This is a genomic window from Silvania confinis, assembly GCF_025564085.1.
GTDB classification, from domain to species: Bacteria; Pseudomonadota; Gammaproteobacteria; order Enterobacterales; family Enterobacteriaceae; genus Enterobacter; species Enterobacter confinis.
Window position 1 is genome coordinate 67347 of the sequence record NZ_JAMGZJ010000066.1, and the last position, 19593, is coordinate 86939.

Annotated in this window: 18 protein-coding genes, 1 tRNA gene and 1 pseudogene; 10 read left to right on the forward strand and 10 right to left on the reverse strand. The window is 52.6% G+C overall.

Features of this window, described 5'->3' with window-relative positions; translation table 11 throughout:
• The first annotated feature begins 1 nt into the window (after position 1).
• The 6 genes and pseudogenes from zorB1 to M8013_RS03435 all read left to right on the forward strand — a co-directional run bounded on the left by zorB1 (position 2) and on the right by M8013_RS03435 (position 6645).
• Positions 2 to 742 carry a type I Zorya anti-phage system protein ZorB1 gene (gene zorB1 / locus M8013_RS03410; RefSeq protein WP_271266433.1) on the forward strand — a complete coding sequence of 247 codons (741 nt, stop codon included), beginning with the start codon at positions 2 to 4 and terminating at the stop codon, positions 740 to 742.
• The gene (gene zorC / locus M8013_RS03415; protein ID WP_271266434.1) at positions 739 to 2421 is read left to right on the forward strand and encodes a type I Zorya anti-phage system protein ZorC; all 1683 of its coding nucleotides are present in this window, start codon (positions 739 to 741) and stop codon (positions 2419 to 2421) included. The genes zorB1 and zorC overlap by 4 nt, the downstream gene beginning before the upstream one ends.
• Positions 2421 to 5663 carry a type I Zorya anti-phage system protein ZorD gene (gene zorD, locus M8013_RS03420; protein WP_271266435.1) on the forward strand — a complete coding sequence of 1081 codons (3243 nt, stop codon included), beginning with the start codon at positions 2421 to 2423 and terminating at the stop codon, positions 5661 to 5663. The genes zorC and zorD overlap by 1 nt, the downstream gene beginning before the upstream one ends.
• A 142-nt stretch (positions 5664 to 5805) precedes the next feature.
• A pseudogene (locus tag M8013_RS03425) lies at positions 5806 to 5904 on the forward strand (Arc family DNA-binding protein); the annotation flags it as partial.
• The gene (locus M8013_RS03430; RefSeq protein WP_271266436.1) at positions 5904 to 6245 is read left to right on the forward strand and encodes a Rap1a/Tai family immunity protein; all 342 of its coding nucleotides are present in this window, start codon (positions 5904 to 5906) and stop codon (positions 6243 to 6245) included. The pseudogene M8013_RS03425 and the gene M8013_RS03430, both read left to right, overlap by 1 nt.
• A gap of 25 nt (positions 6246 to 6270) precedes the next feature.
• Positions 6271 to 6645 (forward strand): hypothetical protein, encoded by a 375-nt coding sequence (locus M8013_RS03435; RefSeq protein ID WP_271266437.1) that lies wholly within the window; start codon positions 6271 to 6273, stop codon positions 6643 to 6645.
• Positions 6646 to 6662: 17 nt separating this feature from the next.
• On the opposite strand, the gene M8013_RS03440 is transcribed toward M8013_RS03435, so the two are convergent.
• Positions 6663 to 7469 (reverse strand): hypothetical protein, encoded by an 807-nt coding sequence (locus M8013_RS03440; protein ID WP_271266438.1) that lies wholly within the window; start codon positions 7467 to 7469, stop codon positions 6663 to 6665.
• 54 nt (positions 7470 to 7523) lie between these two features.
• Between M8013_RS03440 and M8013_RS23540 the strand changes: the two genes are divergently transcribed.
• On the forward strand, positions 7524 to 7871 hold the full coding sequence (locus tag M8013_RS23540) for a helix-turn-helix domain-containing protein (protein ID WP_057056241.1): 348 nt from the start codon (positions 7524 to 7526) through the stop codon (positions 7869 to 7871).
• Positions 7754 to 8911, forward strand: a complete 1158-nt coding sequence (locus M8013_RS03450; protein WP_271266479.1) for a site-specific integrase — start codon at positions 7754 to 7756, stop codon at positions 8909 to 8911. The genes M8013_RS23540 and M8013_RS03450 overlap by 118 nt, the downstream gene beginning before the upstream one ends.
• Before the next feature lie 14 nt (positions 8912 to 8925).
• On the opposite strand, the gene M8013_RS03455 is transcribed toward M8013_RS03450, so the two are convergent.
• From M8013_RS03455 to proB, 3 genes are all read right to left on the reverse strand, one after another.
• Positions 8926 to 9001: transfer RNA gene (locus tag M8013_RS03455), tRNA-Thr, on the reverse strand.
• Between the two features lie 112 nt (positions 9002 to 9113).
• Positions 9114 to 10367 carry a glutamate-5-semialdehyde dehydrogenase gene (gene proA, locus M8013_RS03460; RefSeq protein WP_271266439.1) on the reverse strand — a complete coding sequence of 418 codons (1254 nt, stop codon included), beginning with the start codon at positions 10365 to 10367 and terminating at the stop codon, positions 9114 to 9116.
• 12 nt (positions 10368 to 10379) lie between these two features.
• Positions 10380 to 11483, reverse strand: a complete 1104-nt coding sequence (gene proB / locus M8013_RS03465) for a glutamate 5-kinase (protein WP_271266440.1) — start codon at positions 11481 to 11483, stop codon at positions 10380 to 10382.
• Between the two features lie 302 nt (positions 11484 to 11785).
• Here proB and phoE point away from each other — a divergent pair, with 302 nt between their 5' ends.
• The gene (phoE, locus tag M8013_RS03470) at positions 11786 to 12838 is read left to right on the forward strand and encodes a phosphoporin PhoE (protein WP_271266441.1); all 1053 of its coding nucleotides are present in this window, start codon (positions 11786 to 11788) and stop codon (positions 12836 to 12838) included.
• Between the two features lie 68 nt (positions 12839 to 12906).
• Here phoE and crl read toward each other — a convergent pair whose 3' ends face one another.
• The 3 genes from crl to gpt form a co-directional block, all read right to left on the reverse strand.
• On the reverse strand, positions 12907 to 13308 hold the full coding sequence (gene crl / locus M8013_RS03475) for a sigma factor-binding protein Crl (protein WP_271266442.1): 402 nt from the start codon (positions 13306 to 13308) through the stop codon (positions 12907 to 12909).
• 57 nt (positions 13309 to 13365) lie between these two features.
• Entirely contained in the window at positions 13366 to 14610 is a 1245-nt protein-coding gene (gene frsA / locus M8013_RS03480) for an esterase FrsA (protein ID WP_271266443.1), read from the reverse strand.
• Positions 14611 to 14707: 97 nt separating this feature from the next.
• The gene (gene gpt / locus M8013_RS03485) at positions 14708 to 15166 is read right to left on the reverse strand and encodes a xanthine phosphoribosyltransferase (RefSeq protein WP_271266444.1); all 459 of its coding nucleotides are present in this window, start codon (positions 15164 to 15166) and stop codon (positions 14708 to 14710) included.
• 260 nt (positions 15167 to 15426) lie between these two features.
• Here gpt and pepD point away from each other — a divergent pair, with 260 nt between their 5' ends.
• Positions 15427 to 16884 carry a cytosol nonspecific dipeptidase gene (gene pepD / locus M8013_RS03490; RefSeq protein WP_271266445.1) on the forward strand — a complete coding sequence of 486 codons (1458 nt, stop codon included), beginning with the start codon at positions 15427 to 15429 and terminating at the stop codon, positions 16882 to 16884.
• A gap of 54 nt (positions 16885 to 16938) precedes the next feature.
• Here the strand turns inward: pepD and M8013_RS03495 are convergent, their stop codons facing one another.
• The 3 genes from M8013_RS03495 to M8013_RS03505 form a co-directional block, all read right to left on the reverse strand.
• On the reverse strand, positions 16939 to 17412 hold the full coding sequence (locus tag M8013_RS03495; RefSeq protein ID WP_271266446.1) for a helix-turn-helix domain-containing protein: 474 nt from the start codon (positions 17410 to 17412) through the stop codon (positions 16939 to 16941).
• Between the two features lie 145 nt (positions 17413 to 17557).
• On the reverse strand, positions 17558 to 18514 hold the full coding sequence (locus M8013_RS03500; protein WP_271266447.1) for an HpcH/HpaI aldolase/citrate lyase family protein: 957 nt from the start codon (positions 18512 to 18514) through the stop codon (positions 17558 to 17560).
• The gene (locus M8013_RS03505) at positions 18514 to 19593 is read right to left on the reverse strand and encodes a cysteine protease StiP family protein (protein WP_271266448.1); all 1080 of its coding nucleotides are present in this window, start codon (positions 19591 to 19593) and stop codon (positions 18514 to 18516) included. The genes M8013_RS03500 and M8013_RS03505 overlap by 1 nt, the downstream gene beginning before the upstream one ends.

Consider the following 19593-nt stretch of genomic DNA (forward strand, 5'->3'; position numbering starts at 1 on the left):
AATGTTTGGAAACGCATTTGGTGTTAGAAAACGCCGTGGCGATGAAGCAGAAAAACCCTTTTGGATCTCCTATGCCGATCTGATGACCGCCATGATGGTGCTATTTTTAGTCGTCATGGTGGCGTCACTGAGTTCAGTAACGCAGCGTATCCAACGCGCAGAGCAAGGGGAAAAGGTCAGGGGACAGGATATCTCCCGATTGTGTGAGCGCCTGGAGCTGCATGCCCGCAGTGTGAATAAAACTATCGTGGTGGATTGCCACGATAACCGTATCAGCTTTGGCGAGGCAGGTCGTTTCGATCACAACCGATTTTTCCTGAATGCCGAAGGGCAAAAAGCATTGCAGGATGTCGTACCTCTGGTGCTGGAAGCATCCGACAGTGAAGAAGGCAAAAAGTGGTTCAAACAAATCGTCATTGAAGGTTTTACTGACACTGATGGTTCGTACCTTTACAACTTACATCTCTCGCTGCAGCGCTCTGAGTGGGTGATGTGCAGTTTGCTCGATAGCCGCAGTCCTCTGCAAAACAGCATTTCTGCAGAGCAGCAGATCCAAATTCGTAAGCTTTTCCTTGCTGGTGGTGTCTCGTTTAATAATGCAAAAGAGAGCAAAGAAGCCAGTCGTCGCGTTGAGTTGCGTATGCAGTTCTTTGGGCTTAAGGATAAACGTGATGGGGCCGAAGAGGTGGATTTCCCTCCGGTCGTTAATAAAGAAGTATGCCAACTGGTAATGCCGCAATGACACCCGCACTGAGTTCTCTTGCACAACGCATAGCGGCTAAACTGTCCTCCAGCCAGCAGGATGATAATTTCCTGCGTAATGATTTTCATGCGCTGACCTCTGCGGGTCTCGACATGGAAAAGCGGCTTGATAAAGCAGAGAAAATCCCCCCACCGCCTCAAGAGATGCGGCTGGCAGCCCTGCGTCGCTTTCGTCTTGCAGAAGAACTGACTGAACGAGAGTGGCGGATGGTGTTTTATGGCCTCGCCGATACAGATCCGCTCTACCCCGACCGGCCGGTATTACTGGAGGATGATATATTCTTCCCCCATGTAGACAGTGCTATAAAAAAACAGATTGAATCCAAGGCACTGAAGCGCAAGGACTGGGCAGCACTCTGTTCAAGTTATTTTGCCTACAAACACGAATCGCCAGAAACAAACCCGCACTGGTGTGTACTGCGTGGGCATATCGCCAGGGGATACCCCGTGGTAAAAGCCGCTATCCGCAGAGAAAAGTCGTGGATGAAAACCATTGAGTTTTATCACGACATTTTTACGCCTCAGGCTGGTGGTGTGATATCCCAACAGCTGCTTTCGGGTGAGAGCAATGCTTTATCATCATTAGAAAAAATAGCGCAAATCCCAGACAGCAGCTGGTTGTGGAAACGTATTTTCACCGTATTGCTGGCGCAGCTTGATACTCTGGACGATCCTCACTATCTGGATAAAATCAGTTGGCTATTAGGCCTGGCGGCGCAGTGGGTGCGTTTTCGTGATGACATTATGACGGCGACGCTGACCCGCTATTACCATTCTATCTATCGCGATCAGGTGCATTCCGCCCTGAAACAGGCGGCACTGGAATATTGGGATAACCCGCAGCTGAAAAGCCAACAGAATAAGTGGCATCAATATGTTTCTGAACCCGTCGCAGCGATGGTACGGGGCTGGCTGGCCAAACAAGATCTGATGCACTTCTTTGAACTGCTTCGCGGAAACGGCGATGTTGACCAGGCGCGACTGCACTACTGGCTGCGCTTCGCGAACCAGATGGGCTTCACCCGCATCGTGATGGGACCGGATGCCTGCCACGATCGTGGCAGCGACTTTGTGAAATTCCGCGAGGAGAATCGTGGGAGGCTGAGTCATCTGCGCGGTGGGCGTAGTTTCGATAACGCTATGATCATGCAGATTAACGATTATATCTTCGTTGAATTTTCCGGGACGGGAAACGCGATGTATGCCTATCGAGTGGGTCAGGCTCCATTTAACCCGGAGTCACACACATTGGATATAAATATCCAATTAAAAGACAAATACCGTAATGTTCTTCGTCTTCCACATACCCCAAGAGCCGAAGGGTACAACAAGACCCGGATCACCGGCTGGATGCTGAAATATGACGATGAACTGCGTCAGCTGGGTATCCGCTGGATGGCTGAAGAGCCTGTCAAATTTATAGATAAAAAAGCGCCCTCGACCGCCTCGGTATCTGACATCAAAATCATCAATCCATTGCGGGATACAGCAATACAGCGCCTGGTTGAAAATACCGCATGCATCGTCAGCGATAATCGACAAAAAGGTGGAGTCCTGTCCGTTCAGCTCAAATCCCCGGACGACACAACAGAAAGAGAGTTGCTTCGACTCGGTTTCACCCCTGTGACTAAAGAACCACATCGCTACTGGATCAAATAATGCTGAAACGTCTGTTAAGTAAACTGACGGGAAACCGTCAGCAGATAGAACGCCATCTGAAGAATCAGTACGTGATTGAGGACAATGGGCTCAGTTTTCCGCAATCGTTGGTTGATGACTCAGAGCTTTGGGCTCTGGCATCCTGGCTTGAGCAACTAGCCGAAGAAGACTATCTGATATCACTAACAGACCGATGGTTGTTGAGCTGGGATGCCTTGTATCGACTACTGCAAGACGAGGAACATTCCAGCAGTCTGCCTCTTATTGGCGTCCCAGGGGTATTACCATTACGTGCAAGCCTGAGTTCGCGTGGGGCATTAAGCGATAGTGATTTTCGTGTCTGGATTGCGGAGTGGACTTCGGTTCCTGCCCGCCAGTCGATTCGTTTCAATCGTACCGGCGCTATTTTTACTTATGAAAATCAGCAGTACCTGTTTTCGCGGGAAAACTGGGCACTCTTACAGGCAATAGAGCAGCTTAGTACCCAGCAAATTCAGACGCCTGGCGAAACCACTAACCAGCTGGGATGGGCCGCTGTTCGCAAATGTGCGAAGCAAGCCGACGCAAAATTTGATGACTACTTAGAAAAAACGCATGTTATCAAACCAACCTCATTGTCATTACGCCTGCGTAAGGCAACGGTTGCTGATACCGCCGTTATCGAGATTGAGCCCCACTTCGAAGACCAGCCCGCTAACTGGCTCGGCAGTTTTGACAAAAACTCACAGGTTCACGATAGCTACCGTATTCCCGGAGAGAACGGCGAACTCAGCCATGTCATCATCCCTCCCGAAGTGAAAGACGTCCTAAATTCAATACACGCAATCCCAGGCCGCCGGGTGGCCGGCAGTGAAGCTCTATCCTTTGTTCGCAACCCCTTTACTTTCCTGGGTGAAGATGCCGCCAGTGTTATTGCCCCTGAGGAACACGAACAGGCACTGTTTGATGCCCATATTTTCTTTCATCACTTCAGGCTTCAACCCCAAATCAATGATGAGAATAAGATAGAGAGTATTACGCTGGTACTGGAGCCTGTCTCTCCTGTACCGCAACCGGAAGTGACTTTTCTTTTCTCTGCCCCGTGGGAAATGGATAATTTTGTTCAGGCCTTAGGGATCAGCGTTGCCGCGCACATGCCAGCGGGTTCCTGGCAGGGATACGAGCTGGAACTAAGCCAATTTACTGAACAGCAATGGCATGATTGCCAATCGCTGTTGTCGCGCTGGCAACAGGAAGTCGAGGGTAAAGAATTTAGCGATGTACTGGATCTCGGTAAATACGGCGATCGCGTCATTGGCATTGGTGAGTTCGAAAAAATATCGTCTCCCTGGCTGACCAAAGCAGATAGTGAAAACTGGCTCCCTGATGATATCGACTTCTCCGCATTTTCGGAGGAGACACTAACGGGCTGGGAACCTGAAAACCTGCATCATTTCAATGAACTGCAGGAGAAAATAACCCAGGCCGAAGGGACTGGCGAAACACATATTATCTCACCCTGGAATGAGACTGAATTACCGCTGGATGCCGCTAAAACCTTCAGTAAGAACTGGGAAAAACAGCAGAACACAGCAACTGAATCTGAGGGCAATGCTGTTGATAAAGCAGTCCGAGCTGTACTCAAAATTGAACAAAACATTGAGGAAGCTGCTTATATCAAACAGCGCCGAGATTCACTCATCAATGCTCGACATGCTGAACCTGAAATTCCGCTAAGTCTGAAAGAGCACATCCGACTCAAAGACCATCAGCGTGAAGGCGTGGCCTGGCTTCAGCAGCTTTTCCTCCGCTCACCTCAAGAAACAGCAGGTTGCCTGTTAGCGGATGATATGGGGCTGGGGAAAACGCTGCAGATCCTGAGCTTCCTGGTCTGGTTCATTGAAAAATTCCCTGATGAGCCACCAAGTCTCATCGTTGCTCCCGTTTCTCTTTTGGATAACTGGGAACGTGAGTTGGAAAATTTCTTCTACACCGCCGGGATTTCGGTGATGAAATTGTATGGCGATACCATCAAAGCGGTGAAATACCCGAAACAGGCTATTCCTGCTGATCTACTGTCTCAGGGGATCAAAAATTTGCTAAAACCTGGCTGGCAGGGTAAGGCGAAAATCATTCTGACAACCTACGAAACGCTTCGCGATCAGGAGTTCTCACTGGCACGCCAGCCATGGTCCATTATGGTGTGCGACGAGGCACAAAAAATAAAGAACCCGGCAGCATTAATTACGCATGCCGCCAATGCAATACAAGCCAGGTTTAAAGTCGCATGCACCGGCACGCCTGTCGAAAACACGCTTGTAGACCTCTGGAGCCTCTTTGATTTCGCTCAGCCGGGTCTGTTAGGGGCTCTTAATGAGTTTGGCAAACATTATGTTCGCCCCATTGAGAACGAAGCGGGTCGTGATACAGGGCGGCTTGAAAGTTTACGAGCGTTGATTGAGCCACAGACATTACGCCGAACTAAAGAAGAGGTTGCGCGTGATTTGCCGCAAAAAATCGAAGTCGTCAGCTGCAAGCAACTGCCGCTTTCTGCCCCTCAAAAGCAACTTTACCTTTCTTCAATCGCTAACTGGCAACAACAACAGGCAATCAGCGAGGGCATGCAGCAGGCTGGTACGGGGATGTTGGGGTTATTACATCGTCTTAAACTCATTTGTGCACATCCGGCAGTTGTTAATCCAGAGCCTCGCTATCGTGAAAGCTCGCCAAAACTGAATTGGATGCTCAAAACGCTGGATGAAATTAAACACACCCGTAAAGACAAGGTGATTATCTTTACTGAGCTGCGCGATCTCCAGCGAGAAATCCAGCATGCTGTCCAGCAGCGATTCGGTTTCCGCCCGGTGATCATCAATGGCGACACCAGTACTAAAAGTCAGAGCCAGAACAGCCGTCAGCGATTGATTGATGATTTCCAAGCCCAACCCGGCTTTAGCGTGATTATTCTCTCCACAGTAGCAGTGGGTTTCGGGGTTAACGTCCAGAAAGCTAACCATGTTATTCATTTCACCCGCTGCTGGAATCCGGCAAAAGAAGATCAGGCAACTGACCGCGCTTACCGTATCGGCCAGACAAAGGATGTGTATGTCTATTATCCGACGGTAATGGACTCTGAAATCACCACGTTTGAAGAAACGCTAGACGAACTCCTTCAGCGTCGCCGGGCATTGGCGAGGGATATGTTGTGCTCTACACCGGATATAAGCAGTGCTGATTTTGAGAACATTTTAAAAGGGACGTAACTGCTCAAATTTTGCGATACAAAAAGATAATTGGTCCAATTCAAAGCCAAAAGGATTGTTAGCCGGATAAGTACGTCAGAGAAAAATCAGTGAGTTAAATTGAAGAGAGTTATCTGTAAGTCATCGAATTTTATGGTGCCGATATCGTGATGAGGCAGAGCGCCTTGCTGATCAGCAGTCAGATGTGGTGAAGAAGATGGTATTCGAGACTCTTAAGAGCATGTACAGCAAGGATAAATAATGAAGAAGGCGGCATTTTTTGCTCTCTCGCTTTTCGCATCTTCCTGCGGCGCTGAAATGCGTGAGTTACAAACAGGGAATGATCTTCTCCACAACATCAAAGAGGGTAAGGCTGGGAACGACTTTGCTTCATTTTATACAACCGGATACATTCGAGGAGTCACTGATTCGTTAGTTATGATTGGTTCCCTATGCCCTAGTCCCGGTGTTGATATGGCACAATACACTGATATAGTGCAGAAGTATCTTGAGAAGAATCCAGAGACAAGAAATGAAGCTGCCTTAGTTTTAACATTTCTTGCAGTGGGTCAGGCTTTCCCTTGCAAAAAGAAAATCCAATAAATAAGGATGTAAAATGAGATCTCTAATGTTTCTCGCATTTTTTTTATCGGCAGCCTCTGCTAGTGCTGAGTGCTGGGTGGTCAAAGATATGAAAGGCGTAAACTCCGCTTCTCATGGTGACTATAATTTCGAGAAGGATGGTTTTAGCGGAACATTCAGGATCTCTGCAGATGGTGATAAGGCATCCATAACATATTCTGGCAGTGATGCTGGAGGTTTGTCATATGGACAAATCCTGCCAAACACCATTATAGGTCTCAGTAATAATGAAAATGGACAAGTGGTAGAAACTTGGAATATTGGTAAAAACGGCATTGTGAAAATGACAAAAGTGATAAGTGGTTTTGGCGACTTTGATTCAGTTAAGGCCATGGTTGGCAAGGTGGCGAGCGAGTGTTAGCCGTCCATGGCTGTCACTTAGTCACCTGTGGCTTCGGCCTGCTCTTTCGCCTTGAGGAAGTTAACAACACCGTTGGTGTAAATTTGCTTTCTCTCAAGCGGGTCAAGTGTCGACGCCCAACGCTTATAGCGATCTGACTTCTTTAATGCTGCTTCTGCTGCCTTCACTTGCCTTGCGGAAGCATTGTTCCACACCGCCTGCTGCCGCGCTAAGTCACGAAACTCTGGTGAGGCGATCAGATCCGTGGCCACCTCCATTCGTTTGGAAGTGGAATTAGCGGCGGTAATCATATTGCCGATTGGCTCACCAACGAACGGAACCCTGCCGAGAACGCTTTTTGCCGTTCTGTTGACGATGGCATCACCTAACCGACTGGCATCGTCAAAAGCCTCCTTGATAGATGTAATCCGGCCGGTAGTAATATCTGACTTAAGCGCCTTTGAAATCCCGTCATTGAACACATACATATTCCTCAGCGCCTTCATTCCTCCAGGAGAAAGGTTTTTTGCCAATGCTCTGCGAGACTCTGCGTTTCTCATCATCCCACGATACCAGTTTGCATACTGTGTTGGAGATATTGCCACGCCTGGAGTAGTGCCCTTGCCAGTGAATGCCTTAGAGATAGCTGAAGCGGCAACGTACTGCCTCATGTCGGCCGGTACGTTTTGCATAAGCCGGTTGAAATTTGTTGTTGATCCATTGGCCAGCATGTTTATGGACGTGCGCATATTGTTGACTATGTCGCCGTCTTTGTTGCGGCCATAAAGATTAACGATGTTAGCCGGTTCCATCGAGTCGGCTATTGGGTGCGAATGCACTGCCACGTTATCCCCCTTTCGCCCGGTTCGTCCGGGCTTCTTTTTGCCTGGAGAAAACCGATGGAAGAAAAGATATTCACCCGCGATGAAGCGGCGGACTTCCTGCGGGTCAGCGAGGGCACTGTCGCGGAATGGATTAAGTCAGGAAGGCTGGCCGCCACCCGCAAGAACCCCGCCAAAAAGAAAAGCCCCTATCTCATCTGTCTGACGGATTGCATTGCAGCCCTGAAGAACCCGATCCACAATCAGCCGGTGAATGCGGTTGATGTGCAGGAGGATAAAGCATGTCAATCAAGCAACGTGCCGGTACGTGGCACTGCGACTTCGTTACGCCTGGTGGGAGCCGAATTAGACGGTCTCTTGGCACAACGGACAAAAGGCAAGCACAGGAGCTCCATGACCAGTTAAAAGCTGAAGCCTGGCGTGTCGATAAGATGGGGGAGTACAAGGCGCACACTTTTGACGAAGCATGCTTGCGCTGGCTCAACGAGAAGCAGCATAAGAAAAGCCTGGATGATGACAAAAGCCGGATAGGATTCTGGCTCATGCACTTCAGGGGTATGGATCTATCGGCCATCACTGAGGACAGAATTCTTTCAGCAGCGAGTGGGATGGTAAACAGAAAGCACCGAATGAACTGGGAGGCCAGGCGAGATAGTTTCCTGCGCACAGGGAAACCGGTGCCTGAGTTTAAGGATAAGCCGGCGGCGCAGGCAACCAGAACGACACACCTTGCGTTTATCAGGGCTCTGTTACGCTGTGCGGCAAATGAATGGAGATGGATCGCCAAAGCGCCAAATATTAAATGTCCGGTTCCGAAGAATAAGCGTATCCGGTGGCTGACAAGGGAAGAGGCCCAATCTCTTATCAGGGAGATGCCCGCACACTTTAAACCGGTTGTTGTCTTTGCTCTGGCAACGGGGTTGCGGCGGTCCAACATAACGGATCTGGAGTGGTCGCAGATAGACATGCAAAGGAAGGTTGCGTGGATACACCCTGAGGATGCAAAAGCAGGAAGGGCGATTGGGGTCGCCCTTAATGATTCTGCATGCAAGGTGTTACGCGATCAGGTAGGCAAGCATAACCGTTGGGTATTCGTTCACACTGAATCATCCGTTCGCCCTGATGGAACCAGAACAAAGGAAGTCAGGAAGATGAGGAGTGATGCTAACACGGCGTGGAGGGCTGCGTTAAGGCGCGCTGGGATAGAGAATTTCCGTTTCCATGATTTACGGCATACATGGGCGAGTTGGCTTGTTCAGTCCGGAGTGCCGTTATCTGCATTACAGGAAATGGGAGGGTGGGAGAGCATTGAAATGGTGCAACGGTATGCGCACCTGGCACCTAATCACCTGACGCAGCATGCCATGCAAATTGACTCATTTCTGGCAGGAAATGGCACAAATATGGCACAAGGGGCGTTTGCTGATTTGGTGAATATCGCGTGAAGCCGCGTGGATACTGGTGCCGATAATAGGAGTCGAACCTACGACCTTCGCATTACGAATGCGCTGCTCTACCAACTGAGCTATATCGGCCCTGAGAGGCCGGTTACGAGTGTAACCACGGGGCAAAAGGTTAAAACTAAGTGGGTGATGCGTCAATGGCCTTATGAATCAATTGCCTAAATTAGCATCACCCCTTTTTCATTTACGCACGAATCGTATCTTCACCGAAGCCGACCCACTTGTAAGTGGTCAGCGCTTCCAGCCCCATCGGGCCGCGCGCGTGCAGCTTCTGGGTGCTGACCGCCACTTCTGCGCCGAGGCCAAACTGGCCGCCGTCGGTGAAGCGGGTCGAGGCGTTCACGTAAACGGCAGAAGAATCCACTTCGTTCACGAAACGGTTCGCGTTGCTCAGCGTACGGGTGAGGATCGCATCCGAGTGCTGGGTACCGTGCTCGCGGATATGGGCGATCGCGTCGTCCAGTCCGCTGACGACCTTCACGTTCAGATCCAGCGACAGGTACTCGTCGTTGTACTGTTCTGCTTTGACGGGCATAACGCTTGCCGGGCCAGACTGCAGCTGCGTCAGGGCATTGTCGTCAGCGTGTAACGTCACACCGCTTTGCGCCATCTGCTTGCTCAATGCCGGCAGGAAAGTCTCTGCAATGCGCTGATGGACCAGCAACGTTTCCACCGAGTTGCAGGCGCTTGGACGCTGGGCTTTGGCGTTGACGATGATCTTGAGGGCCTGTTCGAACTCGATGCTGTCATCAACGAAAATATGGCATACGCCGATACCGCCGGTGATCACCGGGATCGTCGACTGCTCGCGGCACAGCTTGTGCAGCCCTGCGCCACCGCGCGGGATCAGCATGTCGATGTATTTGTCCATGTGCAGCATTTCGTTGACCAGCGCACGATCCGGGTTTTCAATCGCCTGAATGGCACCCGCTGGCAGGCCGCACTCTTCCAGCGCCTGCTGGATCACTTTTACCGTGGCGGCGTTGGTGCGCCAGGTCTCTTTCCCACCGCGCAAAATGGCGGCGTTGCCGGTTTTCAGGCACAGCGAGGCCACATCAACAGTCACGTTCGGACGCGCTTCATAGATAACGCCGATCACCCCAAGCGGCACGCGGCGACGTTCAATGCGCAGGCCGCTGTCCAGCAGTCCGCCGTCGATCACCTGTCCTACCGGGTCGGCAAGATTGCACACCTGGCGCACGTCGTCGGCGATGCTTTTCAGACGCGCCGGGTTCAGCGCCAGGCGGTCGAGCATGGCTTCACTCAGGCCGTTTTCACGCGCTTCGGCTAAATCTTGCTCGTTAGCCCGCAAAATCTCAGCGGATTGTGCTTCTAAATACTCTGCGATTTTCTCCAGCACGCGGTTTTTCTCGCGGCTAGACAGGAGCGCCAGTTTGTACGAGGCGGCTTTGGCGGCTGCGCCCATTTGTTCCAGCATTTTCTGGCTCCTTTAGCGAATAATCATATCGTCGCGATGGACGGCAACCGGGCCATACTCGTAGCCGAGAATGGCGTCGATCTGCTGCGAATGGTGGCCGGCAATGCGGCGCAGCGCGTCGCTGTTGTAGCGGCAAACGCCGTGGGCAATGTCGCGCCCTTCCAGGCTGCAGATGCGGATCACTTCACCACGTGAGAAGTTGCCTGTCACGTTTTTAATCCCTTTTGGAAGCAATGAACTGCCTCTTTCCAGAATGGCGGCGGTGGCGCCTGCATCAACGGTGATCTCGCCCGCAGGCGGTGCGCCGAAGATCCAGCGTTTGCGGTTTTCCAGCGGGGTGGCTTCGGCATGGAAACGCGTGCCGACCGAAATGCCTTCCATCACGTCGCCAATCACGCCCGGACGGCTGCCGGCGGCAATGATGGTGTCGATCCCGGCACGACAGGCGACGTCGGCGGCCTGCAGTTTGGTGCCCATCCCGCCGGTGCCCAGGCCGGAGACGCTGTCGCCCGCAATGGCGCGCAGGGCATCGTCGATGCCGCGGACATCCTGAATAAGTTCAGCCTGCGGGTTGGTGCGCGGATCGGCGGTAAACAGCCCTTGCTGATCGGTCAGCAGCAGCAGTTTATCGGCACCTGCCAGGATCGCGGCCAGCGCCGAGAGGTTGTCGTTATCGCCGACTTTAATTTCTGCGGTGGCGACCGCATCGTTCTCGTTAATGACCGGAACGATGTTGTTATCCAGCAGCGCGCGCAGGGTATCGCGGGCGTTGAGGAAGCGCTCGCGGTCTTCCATATCGGCACGGGTCAGCAGCATCTGCCCGACATGGATGCCGTAGATGGAGAACATTTGTTCCCAGAGTTGAATCAGGCGGCTTTGACCGACGGCAGCCAGCAGCTGCTTGGAGGCGATGGTGGCCGGGAGTTCGGGGTAACCCAGGTGTTCACGTCCGGCGGCAATCGCCCCGGAGGTGACAATCACAATACGATGCCCTGCGGCATGAAGCTGTGCGCACTGGCGCACCAGCTCGACAATGTGGGCGCGATTAAGGCGGCGCGATCCGCCTGTTAACACACTGGTACCGAGTTTTACCACCAGCGTCTGGCTGTCACTCATGATTCTCTGCCGTTTAACTATAGGGAAATGATATCAATCAGACTTTTTATCAGGACTGGGCCCCGTTGCCAACCGCCTTCGCAAAAAGCGAAACACTTTGTTGCGCGGGATCAGCAAGCGTAGCGGCAGAAAATGACAATTTTATTACTGAAATAAATAAACACAGATATTTAAAATTATTCTGAGATTGTCATAAAACTTTCATTGCAAAAAGTTACAACCCTTCCTGTTTTTTCACGGAACACAAGCATGAGCTTACTGTTCAGCGAATTTTAGCGCGTATTTAAATATCAGGATTGAAAATGAAAAAGAGTCTTCTGGCATTGATGGTAATGGGCGTCGTTTCTTCCGCATCTGTACATGCAGCTGAAGTTTTTAATAAGAACGGAAATAAGCTGGACGTGTACGGTAAAGTGAAAGCAATGCATTATCTCAGTGATGACAACGCCAAAGATGGCGACCAGACTTATGTGCGTTTCGGCTTTAAAGGCGAAACTCAGATTAACGATCAGCTGACCGGTTATGGTCGCTGGGAAGCAGAATTCTCCGGCAACAAAGCCGAAAGCGATGCAACGCAGAAAACCCGTCTGGCCTTTGCCGGTATTAAGCTGAAGGACTTCGGTTCATTCGACTACGGCCGTAACCTCGGCGCGTTGTACGACGTTGAAGCCTGGACCGATATGTTCCCGGAATTCGGTGGGGACTCATCTGGTCAGACTGATAACTTCATGACCAAACGTTCAAGCGGGCTGGCAACTTACCGTAACACCGACTTCTTCGGCGTCATCGACGGCCTGGATATGACCCTGCAGTATCAGGGCAAAAACGAAGGTCGTGAAGCGAAGAAACAGAACGGCGACGGCGTCGGCACCTCTCTGACTTATGATTTTGGCGGCAGCGACTTTGCCATTAGCGGTGCGTACACCAACTCTGACCGTACCAATGCCCAGAACCTGCTGGCACGTGGCCAGGGCGATAAAGCCGAAGCCTGGGGCACCGGTCTGAAATATGACGCGAACGATATTTACCTGGCGGCAATGTATACCGAAACGCGTAATATGACGCCAATCTCTGGTGGCTTCGCCAATAAAGCGCAGAACTTCGAAGTGGTTGCGCAATATCAGTTTGACTTTGGTCTGCGTCCATCCCTGGGTTATGTCCAGTCTAAAGGTAAGGATATTGAAGGCGTTGGCGCTGAAGACCTGGTGAAATACATTGATGTTGGCGCGACGTACTATTTCAACAAAAACATGTCTGCGTTCGTCGATTATAAAATCAACCAGATTGATGACGATAATGCACTGGGCGTAAGCAGCGATGATATCGTGGCTGTGGGCATGACCTACCAGTTCTGATGATGACGTAATAAAAAACCCGGTGCCTGTACACCGGGTTTTTTTATGTCTGTTGCTCGCGCAAAACGTTACGCTGTCAGCTTCACCGGTTGGTTGGTGAAATCATCAGCGGGTTCTAGCTTGAGTTCGAAACCGGCCAGCAGAACGCGGGCTTTTTGATGGAATTCGCGCAGGGTGTGCTCAAGGCGCTGCATCACTTCCGGATCCTTAATCGCCATCGCCTGCCAGTGACCCTCTTTATTGAACAGGCCAAACTGATAGCTGTAGGTGAAGCGTGACTTTTCCGCTTCCATTTCCATCCACCATCCCCAGAACTCCCGGCTCTCCGGGGCGGGTTTCACATTAACGCAAACGGCCAGGCAATCGAAAAAAAAGCGCGTCTCTTCGCACTGTTCTTCACGGATGTAGGGGCCAAGAGCCATAAACTTCTTGATCATTCTACTCTTCGGATGTCCACTCGGTAACGTCATTGCGATCTCCTTTTGTGAAGCCACTGTTTTACCAAACCACCAAAAATTAGCAATCTTCTAACACAATCTATGATGGATCCAACGTGTAATCTGCTTCAATGCCTTGTCAAAATTCTCATAAACCGGACTGAACGGCACTTCCAGCAGTTTGCCATCGACAGATGACGAGGTGATTAAACGGGATTCTTCTTCCGGGCTGAACGGATCGTTTTTCCAGAAGCCGGAGAGCATCGGTGTCGGGCAGCGACGGCCCAGCAGGCCCTGGGTTTTCAGGGAGTAACGGTTAAGCTCCACGCGCAGCGCCTCGTCCGAGGCATCGTGCATCCCCAGACGGCTGGCCAGCACGTCGAGGTACATTTCCGGCACGTTGCTCTGGCGGACCGGGTCGCTTAATAATGCATGCACAACCGGACCCAGGCATGCCACCGCTTTCAGCCGCGATGACTCCAGATAAGCCAGACGCACCGCCACATTGGCGCCAAAGCGGAAGCCAAACGCCGCGACTCGGGTGTGATCCACCCACGGGCTTTGTTCCAGCGCTTTCAGGGCATGTTGATGGAGCAAGCTGGAATCCTGGGTCAGTTTCCACTTCGACGAGAAGCCAATCGAGGGCATGTCGAGGGTCAACATTGCCATCCCCTTCGGCGCGAAGTAGCGCTCATACAGGCTGTAATAATCGATTTGCAGGGAATCGAGGCCGCCGCACATCATCACCGTTGGGAACGGGCCTTCACCTTCGGGCATATGCAGGAAGCCGGTTACCGCCGGGCCGCCGGGAATGGTAAAGCTGATTTCGCGCATCCGGCCAGGCAAATGCTGGGCGGCTTCCTGATAGGCACGATTCGCCAGCGCCTGCGCTTGCTCGGCCAGTTCGTCGCCTTTCAGGTGCGGGTAGGCCGCAATACTGTAGAGGTTGGAGGCATGCAGCCAGTGCTGGCCGCTCAACAGGGGATCCTGCTCCTGGCTGGCTTTTTGCTGCCAGACCATCGCCTGGGTGGCCCACTCGTAAATCCAGTTGCCGCCGCGATAGCCCACCACCGTGTCGTACAGGTCATCGTCGGTGCGCCCGGCATCGCTCATCACGATACGCGCCTGCACGTCCAGAATTTCACGCGGATCGATACCGCGCCAGATCCACATCAGGCGGTTAACCATGCGGTACCAGTGCGGGATGTTTTTGCCATCAAGCGTGGATTGCACCGCTGGCTGAACGCCAGGGTTAAAACGACGAACCAGCGTCGAGGTTTCGGGGTGTTTGAATTTGGGTTTAAACAGAACTTCGCTGAGATTCGCCTGGGTCATTGCGCTGCCTCTAAAGATACGTCAGAGGGGGCTATTGTAACGCGCCAGGGATAAAAACAATAACGCCCGGCAGTGCCGGGCGTTAAAAATGTGAGGATTAGCGACCTGAGATTGGCGGAACGAAGACTACGCCCATATCCCATGGCTGTTCAATCCAGGTATCCTGCGGGATATCAATCACATAATCATCTACCAGCGGCTGGCCAGCCGGCTTGGCGAAGATGGTCACGAAATGCGCTTTTGGGTACATTTCACGGATTGCCACTGCGGTGCCGCCGGTATCGACCAGGTCATCAATCACGATGAAACCTTCACCGTCGCCTTCTGCGCGTTTCAGCACGGTCAGCTCACGCTGGTTGTCGTGGTCATAGCTGGAGATGCACACGGTATCGACATGACGAATACCCAGCTCACGTGCCAGTAATGCGCCCGGTACCAGACCGCCACGGCTAACGGCAATGATGCCTTTCCACTGTTCAGATGGCATCAAACGGCTTGCCAGCTTGCGTGCGTGAATCTGCAACATGTCCCAGGTGACGACGTATTTTTCGCTCATGTGAAGTATCCCAGCCTGTTTATTTACGGCTTAAAAAGTGTTCGAGGGGGAAAATGGTTGCGCGAGATTATAGAGATCTGAAGCACTAAAAACCAGTGCTAAGCGGTTCAGCGCAGAGTTTTTACTTGCTTACCCCTACCAGCCGCCAGAGAAAGTGGTATTCTCAACCCCACCTCGCAAGTCTGACTTGTGGTGACTCTAAACCCGCTAACCCCGTGACCTGCAACACTGTCTGCAGGGCATCGACAAGGAGACTTACTGTGTCTGAACTGTCTCAATTATCGCCACAGCCGCTGTGGGATATTTTTGCCAAAATCTGCTCCATTCCTCACCCGTCTTATCACGAAGAACAGCTTGCCGAACACATTATGGGCTGGGCGAAGGAAAAAGGTCTGCACGCCGAGCGCGACCAGGTTGGCAACATTCTGATCCGCAAACCTGCGACCGCAGGGATGGAAAACCGCAAACCGGTGGTGCTGCAGGCGCACCTGGACATGGTTCCACAGAAGAACAACGACACCGTCCACGACTTCACGAAAGATCCGATTCAGCCGTACATCGACGGCGAGTGGATCAAAGCGCGCGGCACCACGCTTGGCGCAGACAACGGCATTGGGATGGCCTCTGCGCTGGCGGTGCTGGCGGATGAGCGCGTTGAGCACGGTCCACTGGAAGTGCTGCTGACCATGACCGAAGAAGCGGGCATGGACGGCGCGTTTGGTCTGCAGGCGAACTGGCTGCAGGCAGACATCCTGATCAATACCGATTCTGAAGAGGAAGGCGAAATCTACATGGGTTGCGCCGGTGGTATCGACTTTATCTCTACCCTGCCGCTGACCCGCGAAGCGATCCCGGCCGGTTTCCAGACCTTTAAGCTGACGCTGAAAGGGCTGAAAGGCGGTCACTCCGGCGGTGATATTCACTTAGGTCTGGGCAACGCCAACAAACTGCTGGCCCGCTTCCTGGCCGATCATGCTGCTGATCTGGATCTGCGTCTGGTGGATTTCAACGGCGGTACGCTGCGTAATGCGATCCCGCGTGAAGCCTTTGCCACCGTGGCAGTAGCTGCAGATAAAGCCGATGCGCTGAAAAGCCTGTCCGCTGAATATCTGGCGATCCTGAAAAACGAGCTGGAAGCGAAAGAGAAGAACCTGAACGTGGTTCTGGAAGCCGTCACCGCAGATAAAGCGGCGCTGACTGAACAGTCCCGTGACCGCTTTGTTCAGCTGCTGAACGCCACGCCGAACGGCGTGATCCGCAATTCTGACGTGGCGAAAGGTGTGGTAGAAACCTCTCTGAACGTCGGCGTCGTGACCATGGGTGACGACAGCGCAGAGATCATCTGCCTGATCCGCTCCCTGATCGACAGCGGAAAAGAGTACGTGGTGAGCATGCTGGAATCACTGGGCAAACTGTCTGGCGCGAAAACATCCGCTAAAGGTAGCTACCCGGGCTGGCAGCCAGATGCAAGCTCGCCGGTGATGGAACTGGTGCGCGAGACCTATCAGCGTCTGTTCAACAGCACGCCGAACATTCAGGTGATCCACGCCGGTCTGGAATGCGGTCTGTTCAAAAAGCCGTACCCGGAGATGGACATGGTGTCTATCGGGCCAACCATTACCGGTCCACACTCCCCGGATGAGCAGGTGCATATCGAAAGCGTGGGCCATTACTGGACCCTGCTGACCGAGCTGCTGAAAGCGATCCCGGCGAAGTAATACTGTTGTCCCAGCCTCTCCCACGGGGGAGGCTGAAAAAATCAGATCCGATTATTAACGCAGGACTTTGTTAGCGTTAAATTCTTTTATCAGTTCATCCACCGCGCGCTCAGCCAGCTTCTCAACCGCTTCGCTGCGGGATGTGCCACTCAGCATCGCCAGTCGGTCAATCTTTCTCAGAATTCTCATTCGTAACGATAACGACACCGCCGTTTTTTTATCTTTATCCAGATAAACGCGCCCACCCGTTTCGCTGGTTTTGAGTACGGCATTGGAGGCCAGAGCTTCACTCATCCGACGTAATGTTTTTTTATCCAGCTGCCCTGGATTGACAAGCTGGTAGGAATGGCCCGCCTTGCTGTATTTAATCTCCGCTGAATAAGACTCGCGAAGTTCTTTCAGCGCCCGGGTCAGGGTCGGTTCTGAACAATCCAGACTGGTGATAATGTCAGCGGCGGACACGGGTTTGCCGGTACCCAATAAAATGGCAAGCGTAAAGATCCGGGCCTGTCTGGTATTTAGTTGCATCGTAAAAGTTAGCCTGCATTCTGTGTAAGTGGTTCAATGAACTGAAAATGAACAGGGGCGTCATCTTGAGTATAATCGGGCGATCGCCTGACAGCCCGGCAAGATGTTTATCAACTTACGCTACCTGAATCCCATTATGATTTTCTTATTTATGCTGCGTCAGGGGAAGCACTCTGATTCCCTCAGCATTTTGTTCATTCAGGAATCCATACACCCGCACGCGCTCCAGGATCCCCGCAGCCCAACGACGGTGGGTAGCCGGTTCACACATCGCGCCCTGAGATTTAAACACAGCCTGGGTTGAGTTCAGAATTCGCAGCGCATCGGAATGCTCGCCCTGGGTAACTTTGAGCGCCTGTTCAATCACTTCAATCTGGCGGGGATGGATGGCCGTTTTGCCCACCAGTCCATGAGCGATATCGAGCGCCAGTTCCTGGGCCATCACCGCATGGTCGTCAATATGTTCGCAAACGGGGGCCGTCAGGGAAAAATCGCGTGGACCAAACACGGAAACCAGCATTTTAATCACGTATCCCATCGGGCTGTCATAGAGGGTCAGATGACGCGGGCGACGCAAAGACACCACGTTCATCAGGTCGTTGCCGCCAATACGCAACGCGATGATCCGCTCGTGGCACGGATGAGCCAGCAAGGTTATCGCCAGCTCGCGCATCTGCACCACGTCAAAGACATCCTCTGTTTCGAGCGTAGGCATCAGGCAAAGATGGGTATCGGCCATAATCGCCCACCAGACAGGTAACGAACTGAGGGTGAACTTCGGCAGCACAAAACCGTCTATCGCCATCAGCTGCTGGTGTTCAATCAGCCACTTGCCCATCTCGGTGTTGCGGGGGCGAATGAACACCAGCGGCCAGTCGTTATTACCCTGAGTCCGTCGGGCTTCATTCAGTTCCTGCAACAACTGTTCAAGATTGGCGAGGGCAACGGGAATATCCGCCTCGCTGACGGCATCTTCAAGGCAAATGACCAGCGAGCGCAAACCGGGGATCTTCCCGTGTATGACAGCGTCGACGATATCCTGCCTGGTCGCGGGCATATACAGCGTAGCCCCCAGATTCCAGGGCGAAAGGCGGTTTTTCATCAGAGCACCTTCTTGATAATAGTGACGGCCCGGTACTGGCCGAGGATGTCGCCCATCTCAGTGACGGTAATCCCTTTTTCAGCGGCCAGCCCTACAAGCAAAGCGACGTCAGGATCGTCAATCGAACGCACGAACACGTGATCGGGTACGCGGCGCAGTACTGCCCGGGTAGCCTCCGCTATTCCCGGTTTGATGCGGTTCACACTGTCAACGGCAAAGGTGTCGGCCAGGTAAGCAATCACATCACGACTTTTTTGCCACAGCCCTTGAGCGGCTGCCGGATCCCAGACCAGTGGCGCGGTGCTGTGTAGCGGCAACTGCCTGCGAAAATGCGATACGGTATCCACCAGCAGTCGGCTGCACTCAAATTCCTTGAGATGATCGCAGACCACACACCCGTGAAGACCTTCAGCAGACCAGACCGAGCGGGAAATAAGCCCGGATACCGGCGCACCCATAATGCCGAAAGGGATCAGCCAGTCATCATCGCTGGCAGCCAGCCAGGAGCAGCCACAAGGATCGGCAAGTACCACCAGCCGCGGCTGTTCCGGGTAACCCTCACGCCCCTTCAGGGCACGTACCAGCTCGCCGGTGATCGCCCCTTTCCCCGTCCAGCCGTCAACAAACACAATGCCGCGAGTACCGTGACGGCTTTCAATGATGTCCAGTGCCGCACTGTCGATCCCACGGTCACGGATAATACTGATGCCATAGTGGAAAGAGGTGACTCCCCTGTCGCACAGGGCCTGATGCAACATCACCCCCAGCGGTACGCCCGCCCTGACGAGGCTGACTAAAATAACGGGTTCATCACCGAAACGATCGGCAAGCGTAGTGGCGAGTTGCGTCACCTCTTTCGCCAGCCTTTCTGCGCCGCGATCCAGAGCACGGGTGAACAAATCCAGGTGCCACTGCGTGGGGGCAGGCTCCTGACTCAGCATCTCGGAATAATGCTTTTCCCCTGACTGGATCAGCTCTTCTTTACGCTCAACGGAGGTCATTTCCATTTCGACAGGCTTTAACAGGAATTCCACGTCGCCAGGTAAATAGGAGCCGGAGAAGGGATTACATGGCTGCAT